14 protein-coding genes are annotated in these 15,639 nt (G+C 70.0%); 4 read left to right on the top strand and 10 right to left on the bottom strand.

Features of this window, described 5'->3' with window-relative positions; genetic code table 11:
* Nucleotide 1 precedes the first annotated feature (1 nt).
* Nucleotides 2-859 carry a DMT family transporter gene (locus tag C8258_RS20870; RefSeq protein WP_106956649.1) on the top strand — a complete coding sequence of 286 codons (858 nt, stop codon included), beginning with the start codon at nt 2-4 and terminating at the stop codon, nt 857-859.
* Here the strand turns inward: C8258_RS20870 and C8258_RS20865 are convergent.
* Nucleotides 798-1,496 carry a phosphoribosylanthranilate isomerase gene (locus tag C8258_RS20865; RefSeq protein WP_051024579.1) on the bottom strand — a complete coding sequence of 233 codons (699 nt, stop codon included), beginning with the start codon at nt 1,494-1,496 and terminating at the stop codon, nt 798-800. The genes C8258_RS20870 and C8258_RS20865 overlap by 62 nt on opposite strands.
* A gap of 80 nt (nt 1,497-1,576) precedes the next feature.
* A complete protein-coding gene (locus tag C8258_RS20860; protein ID WP_106956648.1) occupies nt 1,577-2,557 on the bottom strand; it encodes a glycosyltransferase family 9 protein in 981 nt (326 codons plus the stop codon).
* 343 nt (nt 2,558-2,900) lie between these two features.
* On the opposite strand from C8258_RS20860, the gene C8258_RS20855 reads away from it, so the two are divergent.
* A complete protein-coding gene (locus tag C8258_RS20855) occupies nt 2,901-3,251 on the top strand; it encodes a hypothetical protein (RefSeq protein ID WP_036501167.1) in 351 nt (116 codons plus the stop codon).
* A gap of 83 nt (nt 3,252-3,334) precedes the next feature.
* Here C8258_RS20855 and C8258_RS20850 read toward each other — a convergent pair whose 3' ends face one another.
* The 4 genes from C8258_RS20850 to C8258_RS20835 form a co-directional block, all read right to left on the bottom strand.
* Nucleotides 3,335-4,528, bottom strand: coding sequence for a Dyp-type peroxidase (locus tag C8258_RS20850; RefSeq protein WP_106956647.1), 1,194 nt, complete (start codon nt 4,526-4,528; stop codon nt 3,335-3,337).
* Nucleotides 4,521-5,033 carry a copper chaperone PCu(A)C gene (locus C8258_RS20845; RefSeq protein ID WP_369974787.1) on the bottom strand — a complete coding sequence of 171 codons (513 nt, stop codon included), beginning with the start codon at nt 5,031-5,033 and terminating at the stop codon, nt 4,521-4,523. Before C8258_RS20845 ends, C8258_RS20850 begins: the two co-directional genes overlap by 8 nt.
* An 821-nt stretch (nt 5,034-5,854) precedes the next feature.
* Nucleotides 5,855-6,412 (bottom strand): hypothetical protein, encoded by a 558-nt coding sequence (locus tag C8258_RS20840; RefSeq protein WP_106956645.1) that lies wholly within the window; start codon nt 6,410-6,412, stop codon nt 5,855-5,857.
* A 102-nt stretch (nt 6,413-6,514) separates the two neighbouring features.
* Nucleotides 6,515-7,024, bottom strand: a complete 510-nt coding sequence (locus C8258_RS20835) for a GtrA family protein (RefSeq protein WP_036501181.1) — start codon at nt 7,022-7,024, stop codon at nt 6,515-6,517.
* Between the two features lie 101 nt (nt 7,025-7,125).
* Between C8258_RS20835 and C8258_RS20830 the strand changes: the two genes are divergently transcribed.
* Nucleotides 7,126-7,926, top strand: coding sequence for a helix-turn-helix domain-containing protein (locus tag C8258_RS20830; protein ID WP_106956644.1), 801 nt, complete (start codon nt 7,126-7,128; stop codon nt 7,924-7,926).
* Here C8258_RS20830 and C8258_RS20825 read toward each other — a convergent pair.
* Both C8258_RS20825 and C8258_RS20820 read right to left on the bottom strand, forming a co-directional pair.
* Complete coding sequence (locus tag C8258_RS20825; RefSeq protein ID WP_106956724.1) at nt 7,912-9,681, bottom strand: FAD-dependent oxidoreductase; 1,770 nt, start codon at nt 9,679-9,681, stop codon at nt 7,912-7,914. The two genes, C8258_RS20830 and C8258_RS20825, sit on opposite strands and share 15 nt — an antisense overlap.
* A 124-nt stretch (nt 9,682-9,805) precedes the next feature.
* Nucleotides 9,806-11,266: an NAD(P)/FAD-dependent oxidoreductase gene (locus C8258_RS20820; protein ID WP_106956723.1), complete on the bottom strand. Its 1,461-nt coding sequence runs from the start codon at nt 11,264-11,266 to the stop codon at nt 9,806-9,808.
* 234 nt (nt 11,267-11,500) lie between these two features.
* Between C8258_RS20820 and C8258_RS20815 the strand changes: the two genes are divergently transcribed.
* Nucleotides 11,501-12,853: a wax ester/triacylglycerol synthase family O-acyltransferase gene (locus tag C8258_RS20815; protein WP_106956643.1), complete on the top strand. Its 1,353-nt coding sequence runs from the start codon at nt 11,501-11,503 to the stop codon at nt 12,851-12,853.
* Between the two features lie 51 nt (nt 12,854-12,904).
* Here C8258_RS20815 and C8258_RS20810 read toward each other — a convergent pair whose 3' ends face one another.
* Complete coding sequence (locus tag C8258_RS20810; protein WP_106956642.1) at nt 12,905-13,963, bottom strand: B12-binding domain-containing protein; 1,059 nt, start codon at nt 13,961-13,963, stop codon at nt 12,905-12,907.
* A 26-nt stretch (nt 13,964-13,989) separates the two neighbouring features.
* A complete protein-coding gene (locus C8258_RS20805; protein WP_106956722.1) occupies nt 13,990-15,597 on the bottom strand; it encodes a PP2C family protein-serine/threonine phosphatase in 1,608 nt (535 codons plus the stop codon).
* Between the last annotated feature and the right edge of the window lie 42 nt (nt 15,598-15,639).

Below are 15,639 nucleotides of genomic sequence, written 5' to 3'. Positions count from 1 at the left end.
GATGAGCGCCCCGCTCCTGCGCATGGTCGCGGTGACCTGCCTGTGGGGTACCTCCAGCGCCCTGCTGGCGACGCTGGCCGCTCCCACCACCGCGGGCCTGGTGGCTCTCGGCGGAGCGGTGCCGCTGCTGGTGTCGGCGCGGCTGCGCGGTCAGCACCCGTGGACAACGCTCACCGCCCATCCGGCGTTGTACTTCCGGCTGGGCGGGCTGGAGGCGGCGAATCTGGTCCTGTACGTGGCGGCGCTGCGGATCGGGCCGCTGCCGGTGGTGGTCGCCCTGCACCTGACCGCGCCGATGCTGATCATCGCCGCCGCACTGGTCCGCGGCCGGCGCGCGCCGACGCTGCCGGTACTGCTCGAACTGCTCCTGGTCGCGGCGGCGATCGGGCTGGTCGCCTGGCGGCACCCGGGCGGCGACCCGCAGATCGCCGCGGTGACCGGATGCGTTCTGGCACTGGGCAGTGCGGCCTGTGTCGCGTTGCTGGTCAGCGTGATCGCCCGGCACTCGGGTCCGGACCACACGATCACCTCGGCGGCGTTGCAGTTGCTGTTCGGCGGTATCGCGAGCAGTCCGCTGCTGCTGCTGGATCCACCCTCCGGGCGGGTGGCGATCGAACTGGCCGCGGTGGGCGCCACTCTCCTCGGACCCGGATTCGCGCTCTACTGGCAGGCCCTGCGGGAACTGAGCGCGGCCACGGCCAGCGTCATCGGGCTGAACGAGGCCGTGGTGGCCACTCTGGTGGGAGCGGTGGCCACGCACAGTCTGCCCACGGCGGCGACCGCCGCCGCGGGGCTGCTCATTCTGATCGCGGCCGGGCTAGAGCAGCGATCGGCGCCGCGACATCGCGTGCCGCCCTGACGAATTCGGTGCAGTGCGCGGGGTCCTTGTCACCCCGGCCGTCGTCGACGCCGGAATTGACATCGACCCAGGACGGCCGGACCGCGTCGATCGCCGCGGGGACATTGTGCGGGTTGAGTCCGCCGGCGAGCATGACCGGAAAGGCCGGGCTGTCGAACAGTTCGACGATGCGTGCGCTGATCGACCAGTCGTGGGTGCGCCCGGTGCCGCCGAGCCGGTCGGTGGATCGCGAATCCAGTACGAGCCCATCGCAATCGGGCGCCGCCCGCTCGGCGGCGTCGATCGCCTCCGGCCCGGTGACGTGGATCGCGCGGATCACCCGCCGACCGCCCGCGCCGCGCCGGACCGCGCGTGCGGTGTCGTGTGAGATCAGGCCGTGCAACTGGATGCAGTCGACGCCGATCCGATCGGCGAGGCGCAGAACCTCGCCCGCGTCGGTGAGATGGGTGACCAGTACGCGTTCCATCGAGGAGGGCACCAGCCTGGACAATCGGTGGGCGGATTCCGGGTCGAGTTCGTCTTCGCTGAAATGCGTCGTGCCCGAAATGAATCCGGCCGCGTCCGCATCGGCTGCGACGACGGCCCGGAGATCGGACTCGCTACGGATACCGCAGATTTTGGTTCGGACGGTGATCATCGGCACACGATACTGCCCGAACGTGTCCAGTCCGGTGGTTCGTGGCGATTACCACGCTGACCGCGTCCGCGGCGCGGAACTCAGCCGACGCGGCGATATGCGGTGCCGCGGCGGTCGGCCTCGGCCCACCGGCGCCGGTCCAGCTGCGTGTCGACGGCTTCCACCACATCCGGAACGGTGATCTGCAACAGACCCGGATCGGGGGTGTCGCCATCACGGTCACCGGCGCTGCCCGCCCACAACGCGATGTGGCGGCCGGACAGATGCGGCGGCGGTCCACTGCGGCCGGGCGCGGTGGGACCGAACAGGGCCACGGTGCGGGTGCCGAATGCCGTCGCCAGATGTGCGACGCCGGTATCGCCGCATACCACCAGCGCGGCTTCGGCGACGGTGGCCGACAGTTCGATGAGATTCTGCTGCCCGGCCAGCACGTGGTCGTGCGACAGGCCGGCACGCGCGGCGATGCCGAGGGCGAGATCGCGTTCGAATTCGTCGCCGGTCACCACGACCTCGCGCCCCTGGACGAGCAGATGCCGGATCACCGCGGCGAAGCGTTCACCGGGCCAGCGGCGGGCGGGTGCCCCGGCGCCCACGTGCACGACCACACAGTCGCGGTGGCTGGTGGTGGCCACGGGCGGCACCAGGCCGAGATTGCGGCGGTCGGCGCTGATTCCGGCCGACTCCAGCAGATGGCACCAGCGGTCGATGTCGTGCATATCCGCTTGCCATTCGGGGCCGTCGAGATCGGGGAAGGCGGCATTGCGGTAACTGAGCAACCGGGCGGGTTCGGTGCGGGCCAATTCGACGATGCCCTCGGCGCCGGAGCCCTGCAGGTTCACCGCCAGCGCGGGCGGCGCGCCGTCCCAGCGCATGGTATGCGGGTCGGCGGCGGCGACCATCTCGTCCACCGACGTGATGAGGTCGACGATGGGTTTGAGCCGGTGCGGTGCGGCCAGCACGATGTGATCGCGTGGCCTCGCCCGGCGCAGCGCACGAAGAGCGGGGACCGCGGTGAGGAGATCACCCAGTCCACGTGCGCGCAGCACGAGTACAACCGCCACCCTCTTCTCCTAGCCATCACCAAGCGACCCAGCAGTCCCGACCCACTCGATTCCGCACCGTTGCCGCGGCACGAACGAAGAGAGCCACCTGAAGATGACTACCCGACCCGATCCGGCGTGAAACGCGCGTATTTCCCCACGCGCCGGCATCCAAACCGGTCGGCACCCCGTGGGGGTCGCGGCGACCTGCCGAGCGCCCGGACTACACGCAGGAAACCGGCGCTGTGAGAAGGGCGACATCGCGAGAACGCCTGGGGCGGTGCGGATATGCGGGGGAGGCGGGCGAGAGCTGTTCTACTACGCAGTGTCGTTGAATCTGCGTCGATCCTCTACGCTGTGAGCCATGACAGTGGTCTACAACCTGGTGGTCATCGCCCACCTGCTCGGTCTCGCCGCGGTGATCGGCGGATACGCTGCCGGCCGGCCCGCGGTGTCGCAGGTGATGCTGTGGGGTGCGCGAGCGCAGATCGTCACGGGTCTGATCCTGGTCGGCATGGCCGACGGCATCGATTCCCTCGACAAGAATCTCGACATGGCCAAGATCGTGGTGAAACTGGTCATCGCGGTCGCCGTGGCCGGTCTGGCCGAGATCGCGCACGCAGATGCCAAGCGTGGCAAGACGATTGCCTGGATGGCCGACGCCGCCGGACTGCTGGCCATCGCCAACGTGTTCGTGGCCGTGTTGTGGCACTGAACCGCGAAGCTCGGCGATCGCGTTGAGCCGCGCGGCGTCGGATGCGGTTCGGCATCGACTGCCGAACCGCATCCGACGCCCGTTCAGCCCTCCAGCAGGGTCTGGCCGAGGTAGCCCTGTGCGTCGGTGATTCCCGGCGGAATCACGAACACCGCGGACCCGACGGGTGTGGTCCAGGTGTTCAGGGCGTCGAATTCGGCCAGGCGGCGCTGCACCGGCAGATACTGCGCCGCGATATCGCGCTGGTAGGCGGCGAACAACAACCCCGAATTCGAGGTGGTCCCGGGCGCGGGGGCATCGTCGTAGTTGTAGCCCCGCCGCAGGAAACGCTCGCCGTCGCTGGTGTGATGCGCCCGGGCGATATGCGCCGAGGGCGGTATGACCGGGATGCCGTGGGCGTCCACGGCCGCGAAATCCGGATCATCGGATTCGCGGGTACCGGTCAGCGGCGCCCCGGTCGCGATGCGCCGGCCCACGGTCAGTTCCCGTCCCTCGGGGTCGAGTTGGTCCCAGGTGTCCAGATTCATCGCGATCCGTCGCAACACCATCGAGGTGCCGCCGCGCAGCCACGGCACGGTCGCGCCGTCGTCCCACACCAGCCGATCGAGATCGGCTCCGGGGGCGATGTTGACCGTGCCGTCGACCTGGCCCATCAGATTGCGCATCGTCTGCCCGGCAGCAGCGTTGCGGAATCCGCGCTGGGTCCAGCGCACCGTCACCAGGGAGGTCACGCTGCGTGACAGCGCCCGTACCGCATGCGCCACCGTCGTCGCCTCGTCCGCGCAGACCTGCAGCAGCAGATCCCCCTCACAGAATGCGGAGTCGAGCCGGTCGATGGTGAAGCCGGGCAGTTGCGCGAGCCACTGCGGCCGTGCGGATTCGAGCCCTGCCACGGTGAACAGCCGCGGGCCGAATCCGACGGTCACGGTCAACCGGGCGGGCCGGCGAGCCAGCTCCGGTTCGGTATCGGCCAGCGTGGGTTCGCCGGCCGCGAGCCGCGCCGCGTCGCCGGACCAGATGCGCAGCAATCCCACGAGGTCGGCCCGGCCGGTGCCGGGCCGCAGATCGAAGGCCACGAACGCCGCATGCTGCTGCGGCACGGTCGCGATCCCACCCTGATGCGGTCCGTAGAACGGTTCGCGCGCGGTGCCCGGGTCGGCGGTCTCGGCGTGGCGCGCCCAGCGGTCGGCGCCGAGGGTGAGCCCCGCGACGCCCGCCGCACCGGCCGCGGCCGCACTGCCGCCGAGTAGCCGCCGCCGCGAGAGCCGCTCAGCCACCGTGGGCGGCCGGGGTCGGTGAGTAATTCTCCTGATTGCCCGCGAAGTCACGCACCTGCGCGGTGAAGGTGGTGCTGGTGCCGTCGGCGAATTTCACCGTGACCGGTGTCTGGGCTCCCGTGCGCAGCGGCGCCTTCAGATCGATGAACATCAGGTGGTCGCCACCCGGCGTCAATTTCGCGCTGCCGTGTGCGGGTATCGCCAGACCGCCGGCCTTGGGCCGCATCATGGACGCACCGTTCGACTCGACCACCTCGTGGATCTCCATGCGCGCCGACGCCGGGCTGGTCGCGTCGACGACGCGGGTCTCGTGGTCGCTGTTGTTGGTGAAATTCGCGAACGCCGCCGACATGCCCGCATCGGCGGCCTTGATCCATTGATCGCTCACGGTGACCGAATTGGCGTCCGCGGCAGTGGATGTGCCGCCGGACGAACATCCGGCCAGCAGCAGCGGGATCGAGGCCGTGGCGGTGATCAGCAGGGCCGCGGACCGGTGCCGGTGCACGGGGCCGGCCGTGGCACGAGGCGGCCGTGTCGCACTGTGCGGCCGGGCGTCGGATGCCGGCCGCCGGGGACCGCGGTCACCCGAAGTGAGAGCGGAACGCCCGGCGTGGGGGAGAGAGAACATTGGTGAACTCCGTTGCATGAGAAGAGGTTTCATCGTGGGGCGGCAGGGTGCGTAGCGGACACACTCACCGCGACCGGGTGCTTGCTGCACGCGGGTCTGCGCGTTGCGCTGTATACGGGTGAGTGAGCGTTTGCCGTACTCCGCCATCGGTATTCGCTCGTTGCTGCCAAGCTGCGGGAGGGTTCGACCTGGATGACCACCCGGAACCGGCCGCATGCGGCTCGTCCGGCATCCGATCGACCCGGGCTCTATCGGAACCGTGGACGGATGGGCGGCCGGAACAGTACTGCTTGGGATCAGCGATTGGCGGTCGCGGAGGGCCACAGTGGTCATCGTCACCGGAAAAGCCGGGCATGCCGACGTCGACCCGGCGCACCGGACAACCGAGGCTGATACCGGGTGTGAGCCCGGTCCGACAGCGTCCCGCAGCCTGGACTGCTCGAGCGACCGCTTCCGATCGCGTAGCGGGCCGTCCAGGTGCCGTGCGGCACGGTCCATTCGGGTCGCCGTACCCCCGATTGCCGATTGCCGAGTGGCGAACCACCGGTGGTGGGCTGCGGGCCCCCGCTGGGCGCACCCTGCGGCGGCTCCCGGCTACCTGGGGACTATCCGCGTATCGCGCAGCTCAGCTGTTGACGGTCATCGGAAGTTCAGGTCCCGATCCGGCGAGACAGTGGACGTCCACCGAGATACCGGTATCACGCCCACGCGACGACGCCATGCGAGGCAGCGAACGAACGGCTGAGGGCGGGCGGCCCACGCCGCCCGGTGCCCGACGCCAGCACGAGCCGCCGCGGCACTGTCACCGTATCCGGCACCGAGACGACGACCGGAGCGCCGCTGATTCCCAGGAAATGGGTAACCGCGCCGACCGCGCGTCGAATCAGTGAAACCGCGCGTCGCAGCGTGGTTTCCGCGCCGCGGACCAAAATCGCCCCGGCCACCGTCGCCGCCAGGTGCGCGACCAGCATGGGCGCGGTGATCAGCACGTCGTGGCAGTCCGGCGACAGCGTCAGCGCCAGATGGCCGAGCAGCTGTCCGATCGCGAGCAGGCCCATGAGCCGGAACAGTCCGGTGCGGGCGTGCGCGGCGAGGCAGCCGATCGCGGTGCTCGCGGCGATCAGCATCATGATCGCCGTGGAACCGGGTGCCACCGTGCCGCCACCGAGGGCGTGCGCGGCGATACTCACCGTGCCGGCGGCGGCGCCGACGGAGCCACCACGCAGTCGCGTGGAAGGGTCGGCCGTTGCTCGCACCCGATCATGGTATCGGTGCTCGCCGGTGTGCTCGGCCGCCAGGTCCAGCGGTTCCCACTCGGCGTGATGCCCGTCACCCCTCGCGGTTTCGGCGGTCCGGGGTCAGAGGATTTCCAGCTCGGCCTCGCGCAGATCCTGGGGAAAGACGAATCGCCGCAACGCCCAGAACCGGAATGCCATCGCCAGCAGCACGCCCAGGATCTGCCCGGTGATGAAGTTGGATACGGCCTGGGTGAACGGGCTGACATGCGGCACCCGGATGTCGAAGACGTACAGCGAGACCGCCTGCGGAATCACGGTGACGCCGACCGCCAGCGCGCTGACGGCGAAGAACAGCGCCGCCTCGTGGCCGCGCCGGCGTCCGCCGCGGGTGTTGAACGACCATTCCCGGTTCAGGATGTAGGAGACGATCGTCGCGATCAGCACGCCGAACGCGCGCGCGGTGAGCGGCTTGTCCGGCAGCACGGTCAGCTTGAGCGCGTACACCACTCCGGTGTCCACGAACCAGGTGATCGCGCCGACGACGGCGAATTTCATCAGCTCCCGATGGGCGAGCAACAGTGCGCGCCAGCGTTCGGGCAGCCGGTCCAGTCCAGCCTGCACCAACGACACGCAATCCACCCTAACCGTGAGCCGGGCGCCGGGCATCCGGACAGCGATCATGACCCGGGAGGTAATCGTCACGCCGACCGCACCCGCATACGATCGGGCAGGTGCCGACCCATACCGCCGGAGATCTGCTGCGCCACTGGCGTCGCACCCGCCGCCTCAGCCAGCTGGAGCTGGCCGGGCGCGCCGAAACCTCGACCCGTCACCTCAGCTTCGTCGAAACCGGCCGGTCCACGCCGAGCCGCCAGCTGATCCTGCACCTCAGCGAGGAGCTCGACATCCCACTGCGCGAACGCAATCGGATGCTGCTGGCCGCCGGCTACGCCCCGGTCTATGCCGAACCCGGATTGGATACCCCCACCATGGCCCCCGTCCGCACCGCGATGCGGCAGATCCTCACCGGCTATGAGCCGTATCCGGCCCTGGCCGTGGACGCGCAGTGGAATATGGTCGACGCCAATTCCGGTGTCGCCCTGTTCCTCGACGGCATTCCCGCCGACCTGCTCACACCGCCGGTCAACGCCCTGCGGCTGAGCCTGCACCCGCAGGGGCTGGCGCCGCGCATCCTGAATCTGGCGCAGTGGCGCGGACATCTGTTCGAACGCGTCGATCGCCAGATCGAGGCCACCGGCTCGGCCGATCTGGCGGAGCTGCGCACCGAACTGCTCGGATATCCCGGGGGCCGTGACGATCCCGGCTTGCCGGAACCGGATCAGGCCGTCGTCCCGCTGCGACTGCGCCACCACGACGGCGAACGCGGTGACATAGAACTGGATTTCATCAGCACCATGACCATTTTCGGCAGCCCGATGAACGTCACGGTCGCCGAGCTCGCGATCGAGTCGTTCCTGCCCGCGAGCCCGGAGACCGCCGAATTCCTGCGCCGCCGTTCACAGCTCGAGTAGATGCGGCAGCCCGGCCCGATAGCGGTCGGCGTCGATGCGCTTGAACGGCTCGAGTTCGGGCGGTGCGTACATCGGGAACACCGCCGCCCGCGGTGCCGTGTCACCTGCGGCGTCGAGCACCGCGTTGGCAGCCTTGCGTCCCGCCTCGCAGGCGCCTTCCATCGTCGCCAGATCGATGCCGGTCCGTACGTGGTCGCCGCAGAAGAACACGTTGCCGATCGCCGAATGCGCCTCCGGCCGGTGGTCCCAGGAGCCGACGGTGTTCACCAGCAGCGGGGTGTCGTTGCGGTTGCCGCCCTCCTCGAAATGCACACCCGGATCGACGAACCACGAGTGCAGGTCGTCGTCGCGTAACCAGCCGGTGCCGGTGTTGAGCCAGCGTTTCAGCTGCGCCCACACCTCCTGCACCACTTCGTCTTTCGAGCACTGCTTGGCCGGTTTGCCGTACAGGATGCCGGGGGTGTCCCAGTCCGAGACGTCCGCGGACAAGCATTCCACCACCGTCCCGTCGCCGTAGCGGGCCGCGAAATCGCCGCGCCACATCGGCGCCTGCCGCAGTGCGGTGATCGCCCACGGCGAGCCGAGTGCCGCGATATGTCCTTCCGGCACGCCGGTGGGCTGCCGCAGATAGAACTGCACGCCGACCATCCAGTCCAGCACCAGTTCCCGCATCCCGGCCAGCGCCGGGTCCGCGGCGAGGATGTCGTCGTCGAGGATCGTGGCCGCGCGGTCGACCGGCATCGCGCACACGTACCAATCCGCCTGTACCGCACGCCCGCCCACGTTCGCGCCGCTGATCCGGTCACCCGACAGGCGCAGGCTCGCCAGGCCCGCGCCGGTGACGAACCGGACCCCCTGTCCGGACAGATGCGCCACCCACGGATCGATCCACGCCTCGTTGGTGGGGCCGTTCAGGATTCGATCCACCCCGCCGCGATATTGCGGCGCGATGCCGGCGCCCGCGAAAACCAGTGCCTCCCCGATGGTTCCGATGGTGCGCGCGGAGCTGGTCTCCGACTTCGCCGCCACCGTGATCCGGGTCAGCGCTCGCGCCAGGTAGTCCCGATAGGCCTGCGACTTCCCGGCGGCGCCGACCGCGTCCATCCACGATCGGTACTCCCATTGGCCGAAGCGGCGTTCGGGGGAGCTGGTGAACCACATCATCATCCGGTCGCCGAAGAACGCCAATTCCTGCGGCGGCAGCTGCGGGATGAAGCCGAATCCGGCGACGAGTGAGTTGCGGATGCGATCGGGGTTCAGTTCGCGCAACCCGGCGAGCTCGGTCGGCACCGTCACCGGGGGCAGATCCGGGAATCCGGCGACCGTGGACTCCACCCGGATCAGATTCCCGGCCACGCCGTTCGCGTTGCCGGGGAACGGGATTCGCGCCATGGTATCCGGTACGTGCTGGTAACAGCCGGGGAAGAAGCGGAAGCCGTGTTCGCCCGGCAGGTCCGCGCGCCCGCCCGCCCCGGTGCCGGGCACGCTCATACTGCGCGCCTTGCCGCCGAGCGCGTTCGGCTCGTACACCGTGACCGCATAGCCGCGTTCGGCCAGTTCGTGTGCCGCGGTCAACCCGGATACGCCACCTCCGAACACCGCCACCGTGCGTCCCGGGCCCACCTGGCGGCGTGGCGGATTCGCGCGTGCGGCCGTGGCCCATGCGCCGCTCGTCGCGAGGGCCGCGCCCGCTACCGCCGCCCCTCGCAGCAACTGCCGCCTGCCGAATCCACCCGCATCGTCTCGACCGGTCATGTCCACTCCTCGAATCAGCGAGCGGGACCGGCCCTGCGTCGATCCCGAAGCCCGAATTTCTGTGCCTGCGAATCTTTTTCACCGCGGTCCGGCAGTATCGAGGGCCCGCCGGGCGGCCCGCCCCTCACTTCGGCGCCGCCACCGGCCACCGCGGCCACGCCGAACCCCACCGCGCCGCCTGACGTTCCCGCCAGTCCTGCGCGCTGTCGCGCACCTCGCGAATCACGGTGTCCACCACCGTGGCCGCCGGCGCGTGCGCCAGTGCCTGCAGCGCGAACTTCGCCGCCCGTGCCGGGGTCAGCAGTTCGTCGGGGGTCCGCGCCCGGGTCATCACATCCAAGGCGAGGCCGGCCAGGTTCGGGTCGGCCGCACCGGCGCGGTACAGCTGCACCTCGAGCGGTGACATCTCGGTGCCGCGGGCGAGCCGGTTGGTCCACTGGTACATGGGCAGGCAGTCCTGTTCCCGCCGGTGCTCCCATCGGGTCAGTGCCCGGTCCAGCGCGGCCGCGTCGTCGAGTACCGGTGCCGCGTATTCGCCGAGCAACCGTCCGTAGCGCATCGCATCGCGCATTCCCTGTGCGGTGACCGGATCCTTGAAATGGCCGGCATCACCGGGCAATGCCCAGCCCGGACCGGTGGAGCGGCGGAAGTAGGAGACGATGCCGGTCGCCGAGCGCACCCGGCCGATCGGTTCGCAATCGGCCAGTCGCACAGCGAGTTCCGGGATCGCGGCCACCATGTCGCGGTAGCGCTGCTCGGTCTGCCCGGCGGTGCGCGGCCCGTGGGTGACCGGAGGCTGTATCAGCGACAGCACCGCACCGTCCTCGCACGGGAAGGCGGTTCCCAGCAGATCCCCGGCCCGCCACTGCGCGGCCGTCGACCGCCATTCCGGGCGGACGTCGCGCCAGTAGGCGAAGTAGCACGCCCGCCCGCTGGGCTTGCTGCGGTACGGGTCCAGGGCTCCGGTCAGCCGCGCCACGGTGGAGCGGCGCCCGTCCGCGCCGACCACCAGGCGGGCCCGGATCTCGTGGGTGGTCCCCGCACGATCGACCGCGCGCACACCGGCGACTCGGCCGGCGTCGCGGATGAGTTCGACGACCCGCATCGATTCGTGGACGGTCGCACCGGCCGCGCGGGCCGTGGACACCAGGGCTGCGTCGAATCCGGTGCGCCGCACGCACATCGCGTAGTCGATGCCTTCCACAGCGGTGAACGGCGCCCGCACCACCTGCCCAGCGCCGGCGGCGAACGCGACTCGCAATCGGGGCGCGCCGAGTGCCAGCACCCGCTCCAACGCGCCGAGCGCGGCCACCTCGGCGAGGCCGGCCGGCCACAGCAGATGGGTCGAGAGGGTGTCGGAGGGGAATCGGGCCGAGTCCACGACGACGACGCGCCGTCCCGCGCGGGCGAAGGCGATGGCCGTTGCCGACCCCGCGCAGCGCGCACCGACCACCACCACGTCGGTGAATTCGATGTCCGGGCAGTCGTTTTCACGGAGTTCGCGGTCATTCGCCGGATGTTCCCGGACGGTCGCGAGGATGCCCGAATCGGTCGGCGAGGAGTCGGCAGGTTCGTCGGTGGGCATCGGCGCCGCCTTCGGGGTCACTATGTTCGGACACTATGTCCTAATGAGAGAATGAAGTGGCTCCTCTCACATTGTCAATATGTTTGGACCGATTGTTCGCGGCAATTACCGACGCTCGAGCCGCCCGCGCCGGTGACACTCCGGATCGCCCACCTGATCCGGTCGCATCCGCAATGATCACCGGAAGGCGTGGCCGCCCGGCCCGATCGGAAACGACCGTGATGAGGTACCGCGATGGCTTTGATGTCACCCTTGGACTCGGCATTCCTGCTGCTCGAATCGCGCGAACACCCCATGCACGTCGGCGGCCTCTCGCTGTTTCGTCCCTCGGACACGCAGACACGATCGGCACGGCAGTTACACGAGGAGTTGGCCTCGGGCAGCGACCAACTCGCCTCGGTGTTCCGGCGCCGGCCCGCGCGGTCGCTGGCGAGTTTCTCCCCGCTGCGGTGGGATCTCGACGACGACGTCGACCTCGACTACCACGTCCGGCTGCTCTCGCTGCCCACGCCCGGGCGGGTGCGTGAACTGCTGGAGCTGGTGTCGATGCTGCACGGATCGCTGCTGGATCGCCATCGCCCGCTGTGGGAGGTCTACATCATCGACGGGCTCGCCGACGGCCGGATCGCCTTGTACACCAAGACACATCACGCGCTGATGGACGGCGTGTCGGCGGTCCGCACCTGGCAGCGGGCCCTCTCGCCCGACCCCGCTGCCCGCGACTGCGTGCCGCCGTGGCGCTCTCCCGGCCGACATCCCGGCGCCGGCCCGAGCACACTGTTGCGCCGCTCGGCCGACGCGGTGCGCGCGGCCGGGCGGATCGGCACCGCCGTCCCCGAATTGCTGTCGGGCGCATATACGATCGCGCGGGATTATCCCGAACCGCGCCCGTTCGGGGCCCCGCACACAATGTTCAATGTCGCCATCACCGGTGCCCGGCGGTTCGCCGCGCAGTCGTGGCCGCTGCCGCGGTTGCGTGCGGTCGGAGCGCGCGCGGAGGCGACCGTGAACGACGTGGTGCTGGCGATGTGCGCGGGCGCGCTGCGGCGATATCTGCTCGCCGAGCAGGCGCTACCGGCCGAGCCGTTGATCGCGATGGTGCCGGTCTCGCTGCGCGGTACCGCCGAAACCGCAGCGGGAGAGGGCAACTCGGTGGGTGCGGCACTATGCGATCTGGCCACCGACGAACCGGACCCGGCCGCGCGACTCGCCCGCATCCACTCCTCGATGGCGCGGACCAAGAACGCCATGTCGCGGCTGACGCCGCTGCAGATCCTGGGGCTGTCGGCGGTCAATGTGGCAGGACTGGCATCGGCGGCGCTACCGGTGCGGCTGCCGGCCGTCGCGCCGCCGTTCAATATCGTCATCTCCAACGTCCCCGGCGCCGCCGAACCGCGGTACTGGAACGGCCTGCGCCTGGAAGCCGCCTATCCGGCGTCGATTCCCCTCGATGGACAGGCGGTCAACATCACGACGATCAGTTCGGATGGTGCCATGCACTTCGGCATCGTCGGGTGCCGCCGCAGCGTGCCGCATCTGCAACGGCTGCTGACCGGGCTCGACGAATCCCTCGCCGAACTGGAGTAGCCGGGCTGTGCGCGGCAACCGGACGCGACTCGACGGTCGGTCACTCGATGGTCAGGCGATGCGGGCGGTTTCGGTGAGGGCCTCGGTGGCGGCGGTGAGAATCCGTCGCGCCCGCGGAAAGTCCCGCAGCTGCCCACCGAGCAGATCGATGACGGGAAACAGCGAGTGGGCGGGTACCGCGCGTGCGCTCAGCACGTCGGCGGTCCACGTGACGAAGGCGGTGAACAACTCGGCGTCGTCCAGATACAGTGCGGTAGCGAGGAATTCGAGTATCTGCGCGATATCCTCGGCGGTGCGTTCCAGCTGGAATTCGGAATACTCGCGCATCGCGGGGAAACGGTGCTCCAGCTCCGCCATGGTGGCCGCCAGCAACTGCGGTGTGCTGCGGGCGATCATGGTGAATTCCTGATCGGTCAGATGCGGCAGCGTCCGGTGCGCCTGCTGCTCGCGTCGCAGCCCCCGGGCGAGCAGCTCGGCCGCGGTCGCGGCATCCAGCGCCCAGGCGTCCGCACCGAGCAGGTCCGCCCAGCGGCCCTGCGGCCCGAACGCCGCACCGCCCACGAGCACCGGCACTCCGGCCGCCTGACATGCGGTGATCGTGCCGTGCGCCGACGGCAGGCGGGTCGGCAGCGACGACGACAGCAACACGGCATCGGGGCCGGTGTTGTGCAGGTGGGCGATCAGGTGCCGCGTGGGCACCTGGGCGCCGAGGAAGTCGACGTGCCAGCCACGCAGCCGCAGCACCTCGGCCACCAGCCGGGCGGGCAGCGCATGCCATTCGCCGTCCACACACGCGACGGTCACCCGCCCGGCCGAAGCGGGGCGCGTACCGGCTGCATGCAGAGCCAGTGCCGTCACGGCACGATCGTTGATCGCGGTGGCGGTGTGCTCGTCGGCGACACTGAGGGTGTTCGCGGCCCATTCCGCACCCACCCGGCGCTGCACGGCGGCGATCACATCGAGCAGGACCGCCTCCGGTTCCAGACCCGCATCCAGCGCCGCGAGCACGATGCCGATCGCCGCCCGTTCGTCACGGCCCGTGACCGCCGTCCACAGCTCGTCACGAAATGCGGAGGCGTCGAGGGCGATTCGGCGATGCGGCTCGGACATGTACGGCGGCTCCTTCGCTGCGCGGGTCAGTCGATCACGAGGGTCGGGGTGCGCGGCGCGGTGATCGCGACGACCGCGATGTCGTCGTGCTGGTTGCGGCCGACCCACTGGGTGGTGAGCATGTGGACGCGCTCGACCACCGCCTCCGCGGGCATATCCGCACACTGCGCCAGCGCGGCGATCAAACGCTCCTCACCGAACATGCGCCGGCCCAGCGGGCCGCCGCGGGCCTCGGTCACACCGTCGGTGTAGAGCAGGCAGGTCTCCCCGGGCGCGAGCGAAGTCCGGAAAGTCGTGGCGGTGATGTCGGGGAGCGCGCCGACCAATTGCCCACGCGTCTCGGCCGTCTCGACGGTCCCATCGGCGCGCACGATCAACGGCGGCGGATGCCCGGCGGAAGTCAGCCGCAGCAGCACCCGCCCTTCCCGATATACGGCCGATGCCAGCACCAGCGTGGCGAACCGGTCGTGGTGCGAGGACACCAACGCGTCGTTCAGCAGGGCGAGCATCCGCTGGTGATCCTCGGCCATCGGCACCAGCGCGTGAACGGTGTTGCGGATCTTGCCGGTCAGCACGGCGGCCTCGAGACCTTTACCGCAGACGTCGCCGAGCACGACGAGGGTTTCCCCGTCCGGTGTCGCCGCGCGGTGCACGTCGTAGAAGTCCCCGCCGATGATGTCGTGATTCTCCGAAGCCCGGTAGGCGCCGGCCAAGTCGATTCCGTGGACCCGGTGCAGCTGCGGCGGCAGCAGCTCGCGCATCAGGATCGCCGTGATGCTGGTCTGCTCCGCGTACAGCCGTGCCGCCGACAACGCGATACCCGCGCGGCCGGCGAACAACTGGGCGAAGATTTCGTCGCGCTCGTCGAAGATCCGCTCGCCGGAGTGTCGCAGCAGTACCAGCGCCCCGGCCGAAACTCCATGGCCGGGAAGCGGAGTCACGATCACCGAGCCTGTGCGGTTGGCGAAACCGGGCGGCAGCAGCCACGCCGGCACCGCCGCGGCATCGAGCCACTGCGAGGGAATCGGCGGGAACCCACGCAGCGCCTCGCTCAGTCCGGCCACCGCGTCGGGATCCTCCTCGACGACGTTCACCCGCACCACACCGTGTTCGTCACATGAGACGACCGACAGCGCCCGCCCGGCCGGGGGAGTGACGACCACCGCGGCATCGGCGAGATGGCGGGCGGCGAGCCGGACTGTGGTCTCCAGGCACCTGTCGACATTCAACGAGGCCAGCAGCCGTTCGGAGGCCTGCGACAGGAATGCGGTCCGTTCGCGTTCCTGCTCCAACTCCGAACGGCTCTCCTGCAGCGAGCGCGCGGTGTCGCCGAGCAACCACCAGACGATCGTCCCCTCGGCGCCCGGAGAGGCGACCGCATGCAGTTCGCGCCCGCCTGCGCGCCCGGACGCCGAGGCGGGCGACGACACGCCGTCCGATGCGGCCGTCGCGTCGTGTGCCGCGGACAACCAGGGCAGTGCGGCGCGGTGCAACGGCTCACCCACCACCGCATCGGGCACCAGCACCGCGGCGTCGCCGGTCAGCGCCACCACCGTGCCCGCGCGATCGACCACCACAGCCGGATGCGGTATCGCCGACCATCGGTCCACGTCACTCACGACGGATTCGGGCATGGCGACCTCCACATCCGGTCGCACGAGCGAAACCCGCTGCGC

The sequence above is a fragment of the Nocardia sp. MDA0666 genome (assembly GCF_003023875.1).
GTDB lineage: Bacteria > Actinomycetota > Actinomycetes > Mycobacteriales > Mycobacteriaceae > Nocardia > Nocardia aobensis.
The sequence above is the reverse complement of the archived record's forward strand: the minus strand, read 5'-3'. Positions and strand labels throughout refer to the sequence as shown.